Raw genomic sequence first — 14,981 nt, 5'->3', positions numbered from 1 at the left:
GAGGAGGGGTATGAGGCTGCTTGCCTGATTGACGGAAAATACATAAAAGTCCAGTATGGAATTCCAAGTACAAAAAAGCGTGCTCCGTTTCAATTTTTTCTTCTGTCTTGCCAAACCAACAACAACCCGCGAGAGAACGAATATGAAGAAATTCCCCCTCATCACCGGTCTGGCCCTGAGCCTGTTGGCGTGCAGTAGCGTGTTTGCCGCCGAGAAAACCCTGCGCATCGGCATCGAAGCGGCTTATCCGCCGTTCGCGTCCAAAACCCAGGAAGGCAAGATCGTCGGTTTCGACTACGAAATCGGCAATGCCCTGTGCGCACAGATGAAGGTCAAGTGTGAGTGGGTCGAAGGCGAGTTCGATGGTCTGATTCCTTCCCTGAAAGTGAAGAAAATCGACATGGCCCTGTCGTCGATGACCATCAATGAAGACCGCAAGAAATCAGTGGACTTCAGTCACAAGTATTACTTCACTTCATCGCGTCTGGTGATGAAGGACGGCGCAGTGGTGGATGACCAGTACGCCAGCCTCAAGGGCAAGAATATCGGCGTGCAGCGCGCCACTACCACCGACCGTTATGCCACCGAAGTTTTTGAACCGAAGGGCATCAACGTCAAGCGCTACAGCAACAACGAAGAAATCTACATGGACCTGGCCGCCGGTCGTCTCGATGCGATTTTTGCCGACACCATTCCGTTGAGTGACTTCCTGGCGATGCCGCGTGGCAAGGGCTATGCGTTTGTCGGGCCGGAATTGAAAGACCCCAAATACGTGGGTGAGGGCGCCGGGATTGCGGTGCGCAAGGGCAACACGCAATTGGTGGCGGACCTGAACAAGGCGATCGACGACATTCGCGCCAGCGGCGAATACCAGAAGATCTCGCAGAAGTATTTCAAGTCGGATATCTACGGCGACTGAACAATCGCTTTCGCGGGCAAGCCTCGCTCCTACGGTCCAACGTTGTTCACAAATCGGGTGAACGATGCGAAACCTGTAGGAGCGAGGCTTGCCCGCGAAGGGGCCCTTTCAATCGACCAGGATCTCAGGGCTCAGCCCTTCAATTCCTTCAAATGCTTGTACACCGTCGCCCGCCCCATGTTCAGCACATTGGCCACATAGTTGGAGGCGCTTTTGCCTTTGAAGGCACCTTCGGCGTGCAGCGCCAGCACCAGTTCGCGTTTGTGGTCGCGGGTCAGCACGTTCAGGCTCAGCTGGCGCTCGCGCAGCCAGGTGTGGAGAAAGGTGTTGATCCGCTCCTGCCAGTCATCGCGAAACAGTGAGTCCGGTTGCGGGATCAGCTTGGTCGGCGACAGGAACAAATCCAGCGCCGCTTTCGCGTTTTCGAACAACGAAATATTCAGGTTGATGCACAGCACCGCCAGTGGACGCCCTTCGCTGTCGCGCAGCACGCTGCTGAGACTGCGAATTTTCTGGCCGTCCCAGTTGAGCTTTTCGTACGGCCCGATGTTTCGTTCGCTGACGTCGTCGCTGAGCATGTCTTCCAGCGACGAGTCGTCGCCGATTTCCCGTTTGGACAGGTTGTTGGCGATGTAATCGACCTTCTGCGTGCGCAGGTCGTGCAGCACCACCTCGGCGTGAGGGAAGAACAACGTGGCGATCGCATCGGCAATCGCGCGGAAGTTGTCCATGGACGTAGCGTCCAGGGCCGAGTCTTTTTCAGGTGCGTTCATACAGTGCAACTCCAGGCAGCGTCAGCGCCCCGTTAAAAGGGGCACTGGAAGTTTGCCGCAATCGTGTGGACACGTCACCTCAGGGGGCAGGATCAGCGTCAGCTCAGGCGGGCGGGGGAGAGCATCTCGGCGTCCAGGCCGAAACGGGTGAGCTGCTCGGGCAAGGCTTCGCCGCGTACCAATGCTGCGCTTGCCTGGCCCATGGCTGGTGACGTCTGGATGCCGTAGCCGCCTTGCGCCGCGACCCAGAACAGCCCTGGCACCTGCTGATCGAAGCCGGACAGCAAATCGCCGTCGCGCACGAAACTGCGCAGGCCGGCCCAGGTGCGGGTCGGGCGGCGGATGGTCAGGGTGGTGGCTTCTTCGATCTGGTAGATGCCCATGGCGATGTCCAGTTCTTCGGGCTGCACGTCGTGCGGTTCCACCGGGTCGGCGTTGGCCGGTGAGCCGAGGAACATCCCAGCGTCGGGCTTCATGTAGAAGGATTCATCGAGGCTGACCAGCATTGGCCAGTCGTGGATATCCAGGCCCTCGGGGCCGGCAAAGATAAAGGCTGCCCGGCGCTTGGGCTGCACGCCCAGAGGTCGGGCGCCGGCCAGTTCGCCAATCTTGTCGGCCCAGGCACCGGCGGCGTTGATGATGATCGGCGCGCTGAAGGTCTGAGTGTCGGTTTGAACCTGCCATTGCCCTTCGGCATCCCGGCTCAGGCTCAGCACTTCGCTGTCGGTATGAACCTCACCTTTATTGCGGCGGATACCGCGCAGATAACCCTGATGCAGGGCGTCGGTATCGATGTCGCTGGCGGTCGGGTCGTAGATCGCGCCGTGGACTTTTTCCCGCCGCAGGATCGGCAGACGCGCACAGGCTTCGTCGGCGCTGAGCCATTGCATTTGCGGCACCGTGGCTTTGGCGCTCAGGTATTGATTGCTCAACTCGGCCGGATCGCCGGTGAAATCGACAGTCATCTCGCCACGCGGGGTCAGCAGCGGGTGTTCGCAGAAACCGGGCGGTGGCGCGTCGAAGAAATCGCGGCTGGCTTGGGTCAATGCCCGAACCTGCGGTGTGCCATAGGCGGCGGTGAACAGCGCCGCCGAGCGTCCGGTGGAGTGATAGGCCGGATGGGATTCGCGTTCGAGCACAATCACCCGCCCGTGCCGGGACAGCCAGAAACCGGTGGAAGCGCCGGCAATCCCGCCGCCGATGATGATGAAGTCTGCCTGGCTCATGAACGTCTCCTGTGGGGGCGCAAATGCCGAAAGTGTGAATTTCCCCTGTAGGAGCTGACGAGTGAAACGAGGCTGCGATCTTTTGATTTTGCTTTTTAAAGGCAAGATCAAAAGATCGCAGCCTTCGGCAGCTCCTACAGGGGGTTGTGGTGTTAGCGCTGTAATTGGTAAAGGGCATTGGCCAGTGCGATGTCTTCCAGGCCCAGGCCGATGGAGCGGAAGAACACCGGGCGATCGTATTCGGGCCGCTGTACGTGTTCGCTGAGCAAATCGGGCAGGTCGCCGACAATCGAGCGCTTGTCCCAGCCATACTGTTCGCCGGCGATCAGCATCTCGCCGGCCGAGCCTGGCGTGGTCTGACGATAGTCACAGAACACCTGCATGTCATTGAGGCTCTGCGGCGGCACCTCATGGGCGCGTGGGGCGTTGGTGCTGATGGAGGTGATCAGCGCCGGCTTGCTCAAGATTGACGGGTCGAGCACCGGGCCGGCGGATGAGGTGCAGAGCATGATCACGTCGGCGTCTTCAATCGCGGTTTCGCAACGGTTGGCGAGGGTCAGCCGTGGATCGAGACTTTTGAGCTGTGCCAACGCTTCCGGATTCTTGCCCCTCAGGCTCGGCGAGTAGAGGCTGATGCTTTGCCAGTCCCGCAGGCCCTTGACGTAGTGCAGGTGCGCCTGGGCCACTTTACCGCTGCCGATAATCGCCAGTCGCCGGGCCTTCAGCGGGGCGAGGGCATCGACCGCCACCGCCGTTGTCGCGGCGGTGCGTGCGGTGGTCAATTCACCGGCATCGCAAAGCAGCAGCGGCTGGCCGGTCTGCATCGACATCAGCAGCGTCCAGGCGGTCACCAGCGGGCCCTGCTCGCGCACGATGTAGGGCGAGGTCTTGACGCCATATACGCCATCTTCGGCCAGTACACCCAGGTAGTTGATGAAGTCTCCGGCACCCTTCGGGAATTCCACCAACTGTTGCGCCGGTTGCACGGCTTGCCCGGTAGCCAGGTCGCGGAACAGCTTGCGCAGGATCCGCGGCACATCAACGTGCGCCAGCAATTCACGGGCCTGGGGTTGGGTGATCACGTAAGGCGTGCTGGGCATGGTCGGCTCCGGGCGCTGAAAGTAAACTAATTTGTCCATTATGGACTTTTAGTTGTCTTGATCAAGCACCTGTTGAAAAAGCCGGACGAAAAAAAAGCGCAGTCCGTTTCCGGCTGCGCCTCTTTCTGAAGGCCCGGGTTACGGGCGCTTGCGCTCAACCGCCCGCAGCAGATGCGTCGGTGGCGTTTCACAACTGATCTTGCGACCCAGCAACGCCTCGATGGACGGTAGCTGGTAGGAGTCGTCTTCACCGGCAAAGCTAATGGACACGCCATCGGCGCCGGCACGGCCGGTACGACCGATGCGGTGCACGTAGTCGTCCGGGACTTCCGGCAAAGTGAAGTTGATCACGTGGCTGATGCCGTCGATGTGAATACCGCGACCGGCCACATCGGTGGCCACCAGCACGCGGATCTTGCCTTCGCGGAAACCTTCGAGGGTCTTGATGCGCTTGTGCTGCGGCACATCGCCAGACAGTTGCGCCGCGTTGACGCCATCGCGCACCAGGCGTTCTTCGATGCGCCGCACCTCGTCCTTGCGGTTGGCGAAGACCATCACCCGCTCCCAGCCGTTATCGTTGACCAGGTTGTAGAGCAGTTTGTATTTGTCGGCTCCGGCCACCGCGTAGATGTGTTGCTCGACGTTTTCGCTGGCCACGTTCTGCGCTTCGATCTCGACGATCGAGGGGTCGGTGGTCCATTGCTTGGCGAGGTTCATCACGTCATCGGTGAAGGTCGCGGAGAACAGCAGCGTCTGACGCTCGTTCTTTGGCGGGGTCTGGCGAATGATCTGACGCACTTGTGGGATGAAACCCATGTCGAGCATCCGGTCGGCTTCGTCCAGCACCATGACTTCGACCATGTCCAGGTGCACGTCGCCACGCTGGTTGAAGTCGAGCAAGCGGCCCGGAGTGGCCACGAGGATGTCGCAGTGACGGGCTTCGAGCTGCTTGAGCTGCTTGTCGAAATCCATGCCGCCGACAAACGTCATGACGTTGAGGCCGGTGTATTTGGTCAGGTCGGCTGCGTCCTTGGCGATCTGCACCACCAGTTCCCGGGTCGGGGCGATGATCAGTGCCCGCGGTTCACCCATGTAGCGTTCTTTGGGCGGCGGGGTCTGCAGCAACTGGGTGATGATCGAAATCAGGAACGCGGCGGTTTTGCCGGTGCCGGTCTGGGCGCGACCGATGGCGTCTTTGCCCGCGAGGGTGAAGCCAAGCACTTGCGCCTGGATCGGCGTGCAGTACGGAAAGCCCAGGTCCTGAATGGCATGCATCAGTTCGGGGGCGAGTTTGAAATCGTGGAAGCGGGTTTTGCCTTCCTGGGGTTCGACGACGAAATCTTCGAGTTTCCAGGGAATAACCGGCGCTTTTGGCTTGGGTTCGCGACGCGGTTTTGGCGGTTTCGGGGCTTCGCTGCGCGGCGGCTCAGAGGCGATGGGCTTGACGGCGGGAGCGGTCGGTGTGGTCACCGGTTCGTGTTTCGGTGCGGCTACGGTTGCGGTCCGGCCAGGCTGATTACCGTCGGTGCGGTGGCTGGGAGTGTGAGAAGGAGCGCTGGAGACTGGCGCGAGCTGCTCAGTCTCGCTTTTACCGAACATTTTCTTGAGTGCTTTGAGCACGGTCATCTCATCAATTGGTTAAGGAATATACGCCGGCCAGTGTAATGCAAGAATCGGGCGCGGCGTAGTGGGATGGATCAATGGGTCGCTTTTAACGCAAACGCTCGGCGAGCCAGACACCGATGTCACGAATTTCTTCGGGTAACACTTCGTGGCCCATTGGGTATTCCTGCCATGTCACGGTGACACCATGGTGCTTTAGGTATTCGTAGGCGGTCCGGCCCATGGCGTTTTGCACCACCTCATCGTACTGACCATGCAACGACAGCACCGGAATGCGTTGCTGGCTGGCGGAAAGCTCGAGTTCATCGCTGAAGGTCGGGGCATAAGTCGAGAGAGCAAGTACGCCACCCAGCGGTCCCTGCCATTTCAAAAAGGCTGTGTGTAGTACCACTGCGCCGCCTTGGGAAAAACCAGCGAGAAAGATCCGCGAGGCGTCTATTCCGCTGGCCTTCTGCTCTTCGATCAAATCAACGACACGTTGCGCGGACGCTTCCAGCTGCTCGCGGTCGATCGCGCGGGCCGGGCTCATGGCCACTATGTCGTACCAGCTGGGCATCTGGTAGCCGGCATTAATGGTGACGGCACGAGTCGGGGCCTGGGGCAAAACGAAACGGGTGCTGAGCAGTTTTTCCTGTAGCGCTTCGGCTACCGGCAAAAAGTCGTAGCGGTCGGCACCCAGCCCGTGCAGCCAGATTACGCAGGCGTCTGCGGGCTTGACGGGTTGAAGAATCAGGGGCTCGGTCATGTCTGCTCCATTGTTGTGCGTGCGCTCTCAAGAAGTGCGAGGTTCGAGTGCGCAATGGGTTGATCAGTTAAGAAGATGTCGCAAGGTTGAAAGTTTTGCTATTGATCTTGCGCTGAATCGCTTTAGCGAGCGGTCTGGTACGGGCTTTGCTATGGGGAAGCCTGTGCAACCAATCTCATGCCTTGCGGTAACACTATCAGTGTATGGCTTGTCATGGGATAGCAAAGAATCCGGTGATGGATGTTCGCCAGTGGCCGCTACGGGCTTCGCGAACGTGAAAGGGCTACCGCCCGTTCGGCCGATTGGTGAGAAGGGAGTTATCCGGAACGCGGGTTTTCTCCTACTAGACTCATGGCGACGGTCCTGCGTCGGTTGACCCTAAAAAAAGCCAACATTGGGTCAATAACGCCTCATAAGGGTGCGACAGGGCTCAAGCTCCGACACAACAAGAGCAAAACTGGAGGTTTGAATGAAGTTAATGAAATCCACCCTGGCCATCGTGACTGCAGCCGCAGTGCTCGGTGTCAGTGGGTTCGCTCAGGCGGGTGCAACCCTGGATGCAGTGCAAAAGAAAGGTTTCGTGCAGTGTGGTGTGAGTGACGGTCTGCCGGGTTTCTCGGTTCCGGACGCCACTGGCAAGATCGTCGGTATCGATGCTGACTTCTGTCGCGCTGTAGCCGCCGCCGTATTCGGCGACGCGACCAAGGTCAAATTCAGCCAGTTGAACGCCAAAGAGCGTTTCACCGCGCTGCAGTCCGGTGAAATCGACATCCTGTCGCGCAACACCACCATGACCAGTTCCCGTGACGCGGGCATGGGCCTGAAGTTTCCTGGCTTCATCACTTACTACGACGGCATCGGCTTCCTGGTAAACAACAAGCTGGGCGTCAAGAGCGCCAAAGAGCTGGATGGCGCGACCATCTGCATCCAGGCCGGTACCACCACCGAGCTGAACGTTTCCGACTACTTCCGCGGCAATGGTCTGAAATACACCCCGATCACTTTCGACACCTCTGATGAAAGCGCCAAGTCGCTGGAATCCGGTCGTTGCGATGTGCTGACTTCCGACAAGTCCCAATTGTTCGCCCAGCGCAGCAAGCTGGCCTCGCCGAAGGACTACGTGGTGCTGCCGGAAACCATCTCCAAAGAGCCGCTGGGCCCGGTCGTGCGTAACGGCGACGACGAGTGGCTGGCCATCGTGCGCTGGACCGGTTACGCCATGCTCAACGCCGAAGAAGCAGGCGTCACTTCGGCGAACGTCGAAGCTGAAGCCAAATCCACCAAGAACCCGGACGTCGCTCGTCTGCTGGGCTCGGACGGTGAATACGGCAAAGACTTGAAAGTGAAGAAAGACTGGGTGGTCCAGATCGTCAAACAAGTCGGTAACTACGGCGAAGTGTTCGAGAAGAACCTCGGCAAGAAAACTCCGCTGGAAATCGACCGCGGGCTGAACGCTCTGTGGAACGCTGGCGGCATTCAATACGCACCACCAGTGCGCTGATGGTTCTATCACCCGGTGGGCCAACCACCGGGTGATGTTCTGTTCCATTATTTGCGGGGCACTTCATGCAAAATTCAATCGGCGCACCTAAGCAGAGGCTCAGCCTCAGCGATCCACGAGTGCGTGCGTGGGTATTCCAGATCATTACCATTGTGGCGGTGGTCTCGCTAGGCTGGTTTCTGTTCGATAACACGCAAACCAACCTTCAGCACCGGGGCATTACCTCGGGTTTCGACTTTCTTGAGCGCAGCGCCGGTTTCGGTATCGCTCAGCACTTGATCGACTACACCGAATCGGACAGCTATGCCCGTGTGTTTGTCATCGGTTTGCTCAACACCCTGCTGGTCACCTTTATCGGTGTAATCCTGGCGACGATCCTCGGTTTCATCGTCGGTGTGGCACGGCTGTCGAAGAACTGGATTATTGCCAAGCTGGCGACGGTCTATGTAGAGGTCTTCCGTAACATTCCACCGCTGTTGCAAATCCTGTTCTGGTACTTCGCGGTGTTCCTGACCATGCCAGGGCCACGCAACAGCCATAACTTCGGCGACACCTTCTTCGTCAGCAGCCGCGGCCTGAACATGCCCGCAGCGTTGGCGGCGGATGGTTTCTGGCCGTTTGTGGCGAGCATCGTCGTGGCTATCGTGGCCATCGTGCTGATGAGCCGCTGGGCGACCAAACGCTTCGAAGCCACCGGCGAGCCCTTTCACAAATTCTGGGCAGGCCTGGCGCTGTTCCTGGTGATCCCTGCGCTGTGTGTCTTGATCTTCGGCGCGCCCCTGCACTGGGAAATGCCAGAGCTCAAGGGCTTCAACTTCGTCGGTGGCTGGGTGCTGATCCCGGAACTGCTGGCGCTGACCCTGGCCTTGACGGTGTACACCGCGGCGTTCATCGCTGAAATCGTGCGTTCGGGCATCAAGTCCGTCAGTCACGGCCAGACCGAAGCGGCTCACTCGCTGGGTTTGCGCAATGGTCCGACCCTGCGCAAGGTGATCATCCCGCAAGCCCTACGCGTGATCATTCCACCGCTGACCAGCCAATACCTGAACCTGGCGAAAAACTCCTCGCTGGCGGCCGGTATCGGTTATCCGGAGATGGTGTCGTTGTTTGCCGGTACGGTGCTGAACCAGACCGGGCAGGCGATCGAAGTCATTGCCATCACCATGAGCGTGTACCTGGCGATCAGTATCAGCATCTCCCTGCTGATGAACTGGTACAACAAGCGCATTGCGCTGATCGAGCGGTAAGGAAAAGCGCATGACGACTCATACTTTCAAACCCGACATGCCACCACCGAGCAGCAGCATCGGGGTCGTGGCGTGGATGCGGGCGCACATGTTCTCCAGCTGGATCAACACCCTGCTGACGCTGTTCGCGTTCTATCTGATTTACCTGATAGTTCCGCCTATCGTGAGCTGGGCGATTCTCGACGCCAACTGGGTCGGTACCACCCGCGCCGATTGCACCAAGGAGGGCGCCTGCTGGGTGTTCATCCAGCAGCGCTTCGGCCAGTTCATGTACGGTTATTACCCGACGGACCTGCGCTGGCGCGTAGACCTGACCGTGTGGCTGGCGGTGATTGGCGTGGCGCCGTTGTTCGTCGCACGCGTTCCACACAAGGCCATCTACGGCCTGAGCTTTCTGGTGCTCTATCCGATCATTGCCTACGTCCTGTTGCACGGTGGCTGGTTCGGTCTGACCGAAGTGGCGACCAGCCAATGGGGCGGCCTGATGCTGACTCTGGTGATCGCCACCGTTGGTATCGTCGGCGCATTGCCGCTGGGAATTGTGCTGGCCCTGGGCCGGCGTTCGAACATGCCGGCGATTCGCGTGGTCTGCGTGACCTTCATCGAGTTCTGGCGCGGCGTGCCGTTGATCACCGTGCTGTTCATGTCTTCGGTGATGTTGCCGTTGTTCCTGCCCGAAGGCATGAACTTCGACAAACTGCTGCGTGCGCTCATCGGTGTGATCCTGTTCCAGTCGGCCTACATCGCTGAAGTGGTGCGTGGCGGTCTGCAAGCGATTCCCAAAGGTCAGTACGAAGCGGCTGCAGCGATGGGGCTCGGCTACTGGCGCAGCATGGGCCTGGTGATTCTGCCGCAAGCCCTGAAGCTGGTAATCCCGGGCATCGTCAATACCTTCATTGCGCTGTTCAAGGACACGAGCCTGGTGATCATCATCGGCCTGTTCGACCTGCTCAACAGCGTCAAGCAAGCCGCCGCCGACCCGAAATGGCTGGGCATGGCCACTGAAGGCTATGTATTCGCGGCCCTGGTGTTCTGGATTTTCTGTTTTGGTATGTCCCGCTACTCCATGCATTTGGAACGTAAGCTGGACACTGGCCACAAGCGTTAGGAGCGTAGTTTATGAGTGAAGCGATCAAACAGCCTGTGAGCCCTGAAGGCATTATTCAGATGCAGGGCGTGAACAAGTGGTACGGCCAGTTCCACGTGTTGAAAGACATCAACCTGAACGTCAAGCAGGGCGAGCGTATCGTCCTGTGCGGCCCGTCGGGTTCCGGCAAATCCACCACCATCCGTTGCCTCAATCGTCTGGAAGAACACCAGCAGGGCCGCATCGTGGTCGATGGCGTGGAGCTGACCAACGACCTCAAGCAGATCGAAGCGATCCGCCGTGAAGTCGGCATGGTGTTCCAGCACTTCAACCTGTTCCCGCACCTGACCATTCTGCAGAACTGCACCCTGGCGCCGATGTGGGTACGCAAGATGCCCAAGCGCAAGGCCGAGGAAATCGCCATGCATTACCTGGAGCGCGTACGCATTCCGGAGCAGGCGCATAAGTACCCGGGGCAATTGTCCGGCGGTCAGCAACAGCGCGTGGCGATTGCCCGTGCGCTGTGCATGAAACCGAAAATCATGCTGTTCGACGAACCGACGTCGGCCCTCGACCCCGAGATGGTGAAAGAGGTACTGGACACCATGATCGGCCTGGCCGAAGACGGCATGACCATGCTTTGCGTAACCCACGAAATGGGCTTCGCCCGTACCGTGGCCAATCGCGTGATCTTCATGGACAAAGGTGAAATCGTCGAACAGGCTGCGCCGAACGACTTCTTCGACAACCCGCAGAACGAGCGGACGAAGCTGTTCCTGAGTCAGATTCTGCATTGATTGGTTGAGCGATAGCGTTACTAAGAGCCCCGCAGACAGCGGGGCTTTTTTATGGAACCGATTTAATCTTTTGCCTCTCGTCTTTGCAGTGCAAGGCGCACTGCGCGAAGTGCATTGAGGCGTCCATGGCCGTAGTAATGGCTATGGCCGTTGAGGTCATATTGGCCGAGCGGCCCGTCGTCGGCATGGCCGATTTTGTCGCAACAATCGGCGAGGATTTGTCGAACGGTTTCGCGATCCAGTGTCGGGTTGATGCCAAGCACCAGAGCGGCGACACCAGCCGCGCCAGGGCAGGCGCTGGAGGTTCCGCTGAAAAGCTCGGTATAGGCGTCTCTGGCCGAATTGCCGAACTTGCCGCTCAGGTCCGTCGTGCGAATTCCGCGGGTTTGCACGTTTGACGTGGCGGGCTTGAACTTCGGATCCGGGTGCGATTGGTCGCCGCTGGGAAAGCAGCACCAGAGTGCCTTGCCAAAGTCGCTGTAGGCACTGCGCCGGCTCTGGTCATTGCAGGCGCCAACAGCAATCACCATGGGATGGCTGGCATACCCATCGTTATCCACACGCTCGTTACCATTGCCGGCACCAAAGAATATGAGGCAGCCTTTTCCATTACGGCCCTTGGTTGCCGCGTACTCGATGGCCAGGCGGGTGCTGGCGGCCAGCGGGAACACATTCGTGTGACGAGAGTCGGTGGGATCGGCCCAATGGCCTTCGGCCGGCCCCCAGCTGCAGGAAATAATGTCGGCGCCCTGATCGGCGGCCCAGAAAAAAGCGTCGGCTTCCGCACGCGCGCCCAAGGGTTTGGTGAGTTTCAACGGCATCAGACTGGCTCGGGGGGCAACGCCGCTGGCTCCCGCTTCACCATTGGCACAAGCGACACCGGCGGCGGCAGTGCCGTGGCGTTCAAACGCATTTTTCGGGCGTGGGCCTTGCTTGGCGTTACGCCGATCAAAGTTTTGCGCTGCAATGATTTTGCCTTCTCCCGCGAACTCGGGATGGTCGATATCAAAGGCATCATCGATGACTGCAATTACAATCCCTTCCCCTAACGCGAGGTCATGGGCGGCTTCGACGTTGGCGCTGGCGTCGATTTCGACTTGATAGGTCACAGTAGTTTTCTTCAGGTGCCATTGATTGGCGTGTATCGCCCGGCGTTTCCCTTGGCGGAGCATTTCCGGGTGGCAGTACTCGATGTCATCTCGTTTGAGCCATTCACAGGTCAGTGCGCACACATCGGCGCCCTGGACGTCCGGATGATGAACGAAGAAGGCATTCAGCGCGTAGGGCACCTGTTGTTTGATCCTAAGGCCCAACTCATCGAGTATGGCCAGGCACTGCGTGGTGGAGAGGGGATCAATAAACTTCAAGAAAATGTTCTCGGTGTAGAGAACGGGTTCTTGAGTGTGAGGATCCACCAGCACGCTGCCGACGAAACGTACGTCCGACAACCCGCGCAGCAAAGCCTTGCATCGTGAAACGTCCGAATCCTGCGGCAGTTTGAACACCTGAACGTCGGCGTCCTCGACATGCAAAAGCAGTTCGCTGCCCTCAAGCGCCGAGTAGGCCGTTTCGCAACACAAAGCCTGTGCCAGCTGTTTTCCTGCGTGACTGCGTACGGCCAGCAGTTGCCGATTTTTCTCCAAGACAAGTGGGCGGCTGTGCCGTCTGCCGAAATTTACTTCTACCATGAGTTTTTCCATTTCCCTTTGGACAAGTGACGAGCGAAAACACCCGCAAATCAATGTCCGAAGTCTGGAGTTCCTTGCCGGCGAGGGATGTCGGTACATTCTTGTCGGCTAGGTGGGAAATCTCTCTGGATATAAAGGGATTTTGCGATTCAATTTGTAGGCTTTACGCTTTTGTCGCTGTTGGACCGTGTAGATGAGCGGAGGTTGTCTGATTGGTAGAAGCTGACTAACATGTCAGAAAATTCATCCTATGATTGGATGAAAGGGCGAATTCCATGTCAGACATTTCTCCATTAATCAAACGCTCCCTGGTCGATCAGGCCCTGGATCAGTTACGCCTGCGCATTAACCAAGGCATCTGGACGGTAGGCCAGCGTTTGCCCACCGAGCCGGAACTGGCGACTGAGCTGGGCATCAGTCGCAACACCGTGCGCGAAGCCATGCGCGTGTTGGCGTTTTCCGGGTTGATCGAGATTCGCCAGGGCGACGGCAGCTATCTGCGGGCGGTGGTTGATCCACTCGACACCATGAAGGCATTGTCCCGTTGCACTCAGGAACAGGCTCGGGAAACCCGGCACATTCTGGAAGTCGAAGCCATTGGCCTGGCGGCATTACGTCGCACTGATGAAGACCTGGTGGCATTGCGCGAAGCGCTCGACGTCAGCGCCAGTCACTATCACGGCGATCTCGATACCTACATCGCCTGCGACCTGGTGTTCCACCGCCGTCTGGTGGACGCGGCGCACAATTCGACACTCAGCGAGCTGTATCGCTACTTCTCCAGCATCGTCGGCGCGCATTTGCGCCAGACCCTGAACATCTCACCTCGACGCCAAGCGGTGTTCGACCTTCATGTCGAACTGCTCGAGGCCGTCGAGCAGCGTGACCCGGAACGGGCCAAAGCCTTGACGAGGCAGTTGATCAATGAACCTTGAAACCGAGAGCCCCATGTCCAGCCAGCAGGTCAGCAACAGCAGCCTCATTGAGTGCAAACGCACGGCGGAGCTCGAAGAGCTGTTGATCGACGCCGAGGCCGACGACGAGCAGGTTCAACAAACTCACCCGGTCCTTCAGCGGCCGTGGCTGCTGTTGCTTGGCCTGATTCTGGTGGCGCTGAACCTGCGTCCGGCGCTGTCGAGCATGGCGCCGATGCTCAGCGAGATTTCGAGGAGCCTGGGGCTATCGGCTGCCCAAGCCGGGTTGCTGACCACCTTGCCGGTACTTTGTCTCGGGCTGTTCGCCCCATTGGCACCCGTGCTGGCGCGACGTTTTGGTGCCGAACGGGTGGTGTTGGGGATTCTTCTGATGCTGGCCGGCGGGATCATTTTGCGCAGTTCGTTCGGCGAGACGGGCCTGTTCGCCGGGAGCGTGCTGGCCGGCGCCAGTATCGGGGTGATCGGCGTGTTGCTGCCTGGCATTGTCAAACGCGATTTCCCGAAACAGGCCGGCACCATGACCGGCGTCTACACCATGGCCCTGTGCCTGGGTGCGGCCATGGCGGCGGGCGCGACTGTGCCATTGAGCGAGCATTTTGACAAAAGCTGGGCCTTGGGCCTCGGCTTCTGGGTCGTTCCGGCATTGGTTGCGGCGATTTTCTGGTTGCCGCAAATCGGTCAGAAACACGGCGCGCACCATGTTGCCTATCGGGTTCGAGGGCTGTTGCGTGATCCGCTGGCCTGGCAAGTGACGTTTTACATGGGCCTGCAATCGTCTTTGGCCTACATCGTGTTTGGCTGGCTGCCGTCGATTCTGATCGGTCGCGGTCTGACGCCGACCCAGGCCGGTCTGGTGCTGTCGGGTTCGGTGATTGTCCAGTTGATCAGCTCGCTGGCAGCCCCCTGGCTGGCGACACGCGGCAAGGATCAGCGGCCGGCGATCGTGATCGTCATGGCCATGACCCTTGGTGGTTTGTTCGGTTGCCTCTACGCACCGATCGATGGCCTGTGGGGCTGGGCGATCCTGCTGGGGTTGGGGCAGGGCGCCACCTTCAGCCTGGCGCTGACCCTGATCGTGCTGCGTTCGCGGGATGCCCATGTCGCGGCCAATCTGTCGAGCATGGCCCAGGGGTTCGGTTACACCCTGGCCTCCATGGGGCCGTTCGCGGTTGGCGTGGTGCATGACTGGACCGGCGGCTGGAGCGCCGTGGGCTGGATCTTCGGTGTTATCGGTCTGGGCGCGATCATCGCCGGCCTCGGTGCCGGGCGTTCGTTGTACGTTCAGGTTCAAAGCGAGAAAGTCTGACGTTTTGCGCACTGTCGGTATTCGGCCCACGAAT

General features: G+C 59.2%; 13 protein-coding genes. 7 read left to right on the top strand and 6 right to left on the bottom strand.

Annotation, left to right across the window (positions count from 1 at the left end; all coding sequences use genetic code 11):
* The first annotated feature begins 142 nt into the window (after positions 1 to 142).
* Entirely contained in the window at positions 143 to 919 is a 777-nt protein-coding gene (locus BZL43_RS12025) for an ABC transporter substrate-binding protein (RefSeq protein ID WP_095632508.1), read from the top strand.
* Positions 920 to 1,050: 131 nt separating this feature from the next.
* Here the strand turns inward: BZL43_RS12025 and BZL43_RS12020 are convergent, their stop codons facing one another.
* The 5 genes from BZL43_RS12020 to BZL43_RS12000 all read right to left on the bottom strand — a co-directional run bounded on the left by BZL43_RS12020 (position 1,051) and on the right by BZL43_RS12000 (position 6,386).
* A complete protein-coding gene (locus BZL43_RS12020; protein ID WP_095632507.1) occupies positions 1,051 to 1,692 on the bottom strand; it encodes a transcriptional regulator in 642 nt (213 codons plus the stop codon).
* Positions 1,693 to 1,790: 98 nt separating this feature from the next.
* Positions 1,791 to 2,918: an FAD-binding oxidoreductase gene (locus BZL43_RS12015; protein WP_095632506.1), complete on the bottom strand. Its 1,128-nt coding sequence runs from the start codon at positions 2,916 to 2,918 to the stop codon at positions 1,791 to 1,793.
* Positions 2,919 to 3,070: 152 nt separating this feature from the next.
* Positions 3,071 to 4,018, bottom strand: coding sequence for an ornithine cyclodeaminase family protein (locus BZL43_RS12010; RefSeq protein WP_177409328.1), 948 nt, complete (start codon positions 4,016 to 4,018; stop codon positions 3,071 to 3,073).
* A 138-nt stretch (positions 4,019 to 4,156) separates the two neighbouring features.
* Complete coding sequence (gene rhlB / locus BZL43_RS12005) at positions 4,157 to 5,644, bottom strand: ATP-dependent RNA helicase RhlB (RefSeq protein ID WP_095632504.1); 1,488 nt, start codon at positions 5,642 to 5,644, stop codon at positions 4,157 to 4,159.
* 85 nt (positions 5,645 to 5,729) lie between these two features.
* Positions 5,730 to 6,386: an alpha/beta hydrolase gene (locus tag BZL43_RS12000; RefSeq protein ID WP_095632503.1), complete on the bottom strand. Its 657-nt coding sequence runs from the start codon at positions 6,384 to 6,386 to the stop codon at positions 5,730 to 5,732.
* A gap of 469 nt (positions 6,387 to 6,855) precedes the next feature.
* Here BZL43_RS12000 and BZL43_RS11995 point away from each other — a divergent pair, with 469 nt between their 5' ends.
* The 4 genes from BZL43_RS11995 to BZL43_RS11980 all read left to right on the top strand — a co-directional run bounded on the left by BZL43_RS11995 (position 6,856) and on the right by BZL43_RS11980 (position 11,018).
* A complete protein-coding gene (locus tag BZL43_RS11995) occupies positions 6,856 to 7,887 on the top strand; it encodes an amino acid ABC transporter substrate-binding protein (RefSeq protein WP_095632502.1) in 1,032 nt (343 codons plus the stop codon).
* Positions 7,888 to 7,952: 65 nt separating this feature from the next.
* Entirely contained in the window at positions 7,953 to 9,134 is a 1,182-nt protein-coding gene (locus BZL43_RS11990; protein ID WP_095632501.1) for an amino acid ABC transporter permease, read from the top strand.
* A 10-nt stretch (positions 9,135 to 9,144) separates the two neighbouring features.
* Positions 9,145 to 10,242: an amino acid ABC transporter permease gene (locus BZL43_RS11985; protein WP_095632500.1), complete on the top strand. Its 1,098-nt coding sequence runs from the start codon at positions 9,145 to 9,147 to the stop codon at positions 10,240 to 10,242.
* Positions 10,243 to 10,253: 11 nt separating this feature from the next.
* On the top strand, positions 10,254 to 11,018 hold the full coding sequence (locus BZL43_RS11980; RefSeq protein WP_008053474.1) for an amino acid ABC transporter ATP-binding protein: 765 nt from the start codon (positions 10,254 to 10,256) through the stop codon (positions 11,016 to 11,018).
* A 62-nt stretch (positions 11,019 to 11,080) separates the two neighbouring features.
* On the opposite strand, the gene BZL43_RS11975 is transcribed toward BZL43_RS11980, so the two are convergent.
* Positions 11,081 to 12,718 carry a S8 family serine peptidase gene (locus BZL43_RS11975; RefSeq protein WP_168185086.1) on the bottom strand — a complete coding sequence of 546 codons (1,638 nt, stop codon included), beginning with the start codon at positions 12,716 to 12,718 and terminating at the stop codon, positions 11,081 to 11,083.
* A gap of 263 nt (positions 12,719 to 12,981) precedes the next feature.
* On the opposite strand from BZL43_RS11975, the gene BZL43_RS11970 reads away from it, so the two are divergent.
* Both BZL43_RS11970 and BZL43_RS11965 read left to right on the top strand, forming a co-directional pair.
* Positions 12,982 to 13,641 carry a FadR/GntR family transcriptional regulator gene (locus BZL43_RS11970; protein ID WP_095632498.1) on the top strand — a complete coding sequence of 220 codons (660 nt, stop codon included), beginning with the start codon at positions 12,982 to 12,984 and terminating at the stop codon, positions 13,639 to 13,641.
* Entirely contained in the window at positions 13,631 to 14,947 is a 1,317-nt protein-coding gene (locus tag BZL43_RS11965; RefSeq protein WP_095632497.1) for a CynX/NimT family MFS transporter, read from the top strand. Before BZL43_RS11970 ends, BZL43_RS11965 begins: the two co-directional genes overlap by 11 nt.
* Positions 14,948 to 14,981 lie beyond the last annotated feature (34 nt).

This window comes from Pseudomonas sp. PICF141 (assembly GCF_002286815.1).
Classification (GTDB): Bacteria; Pseudomonadota; Gammaproteobacteria; order Pseudomonadales; family Pseudomonadaceae; genus Aquipseudomonas.
Note: the sequence above shows the minus strand (reverse complement) of the source record. Positions and strands in the feature narration are given on the sequence as shown.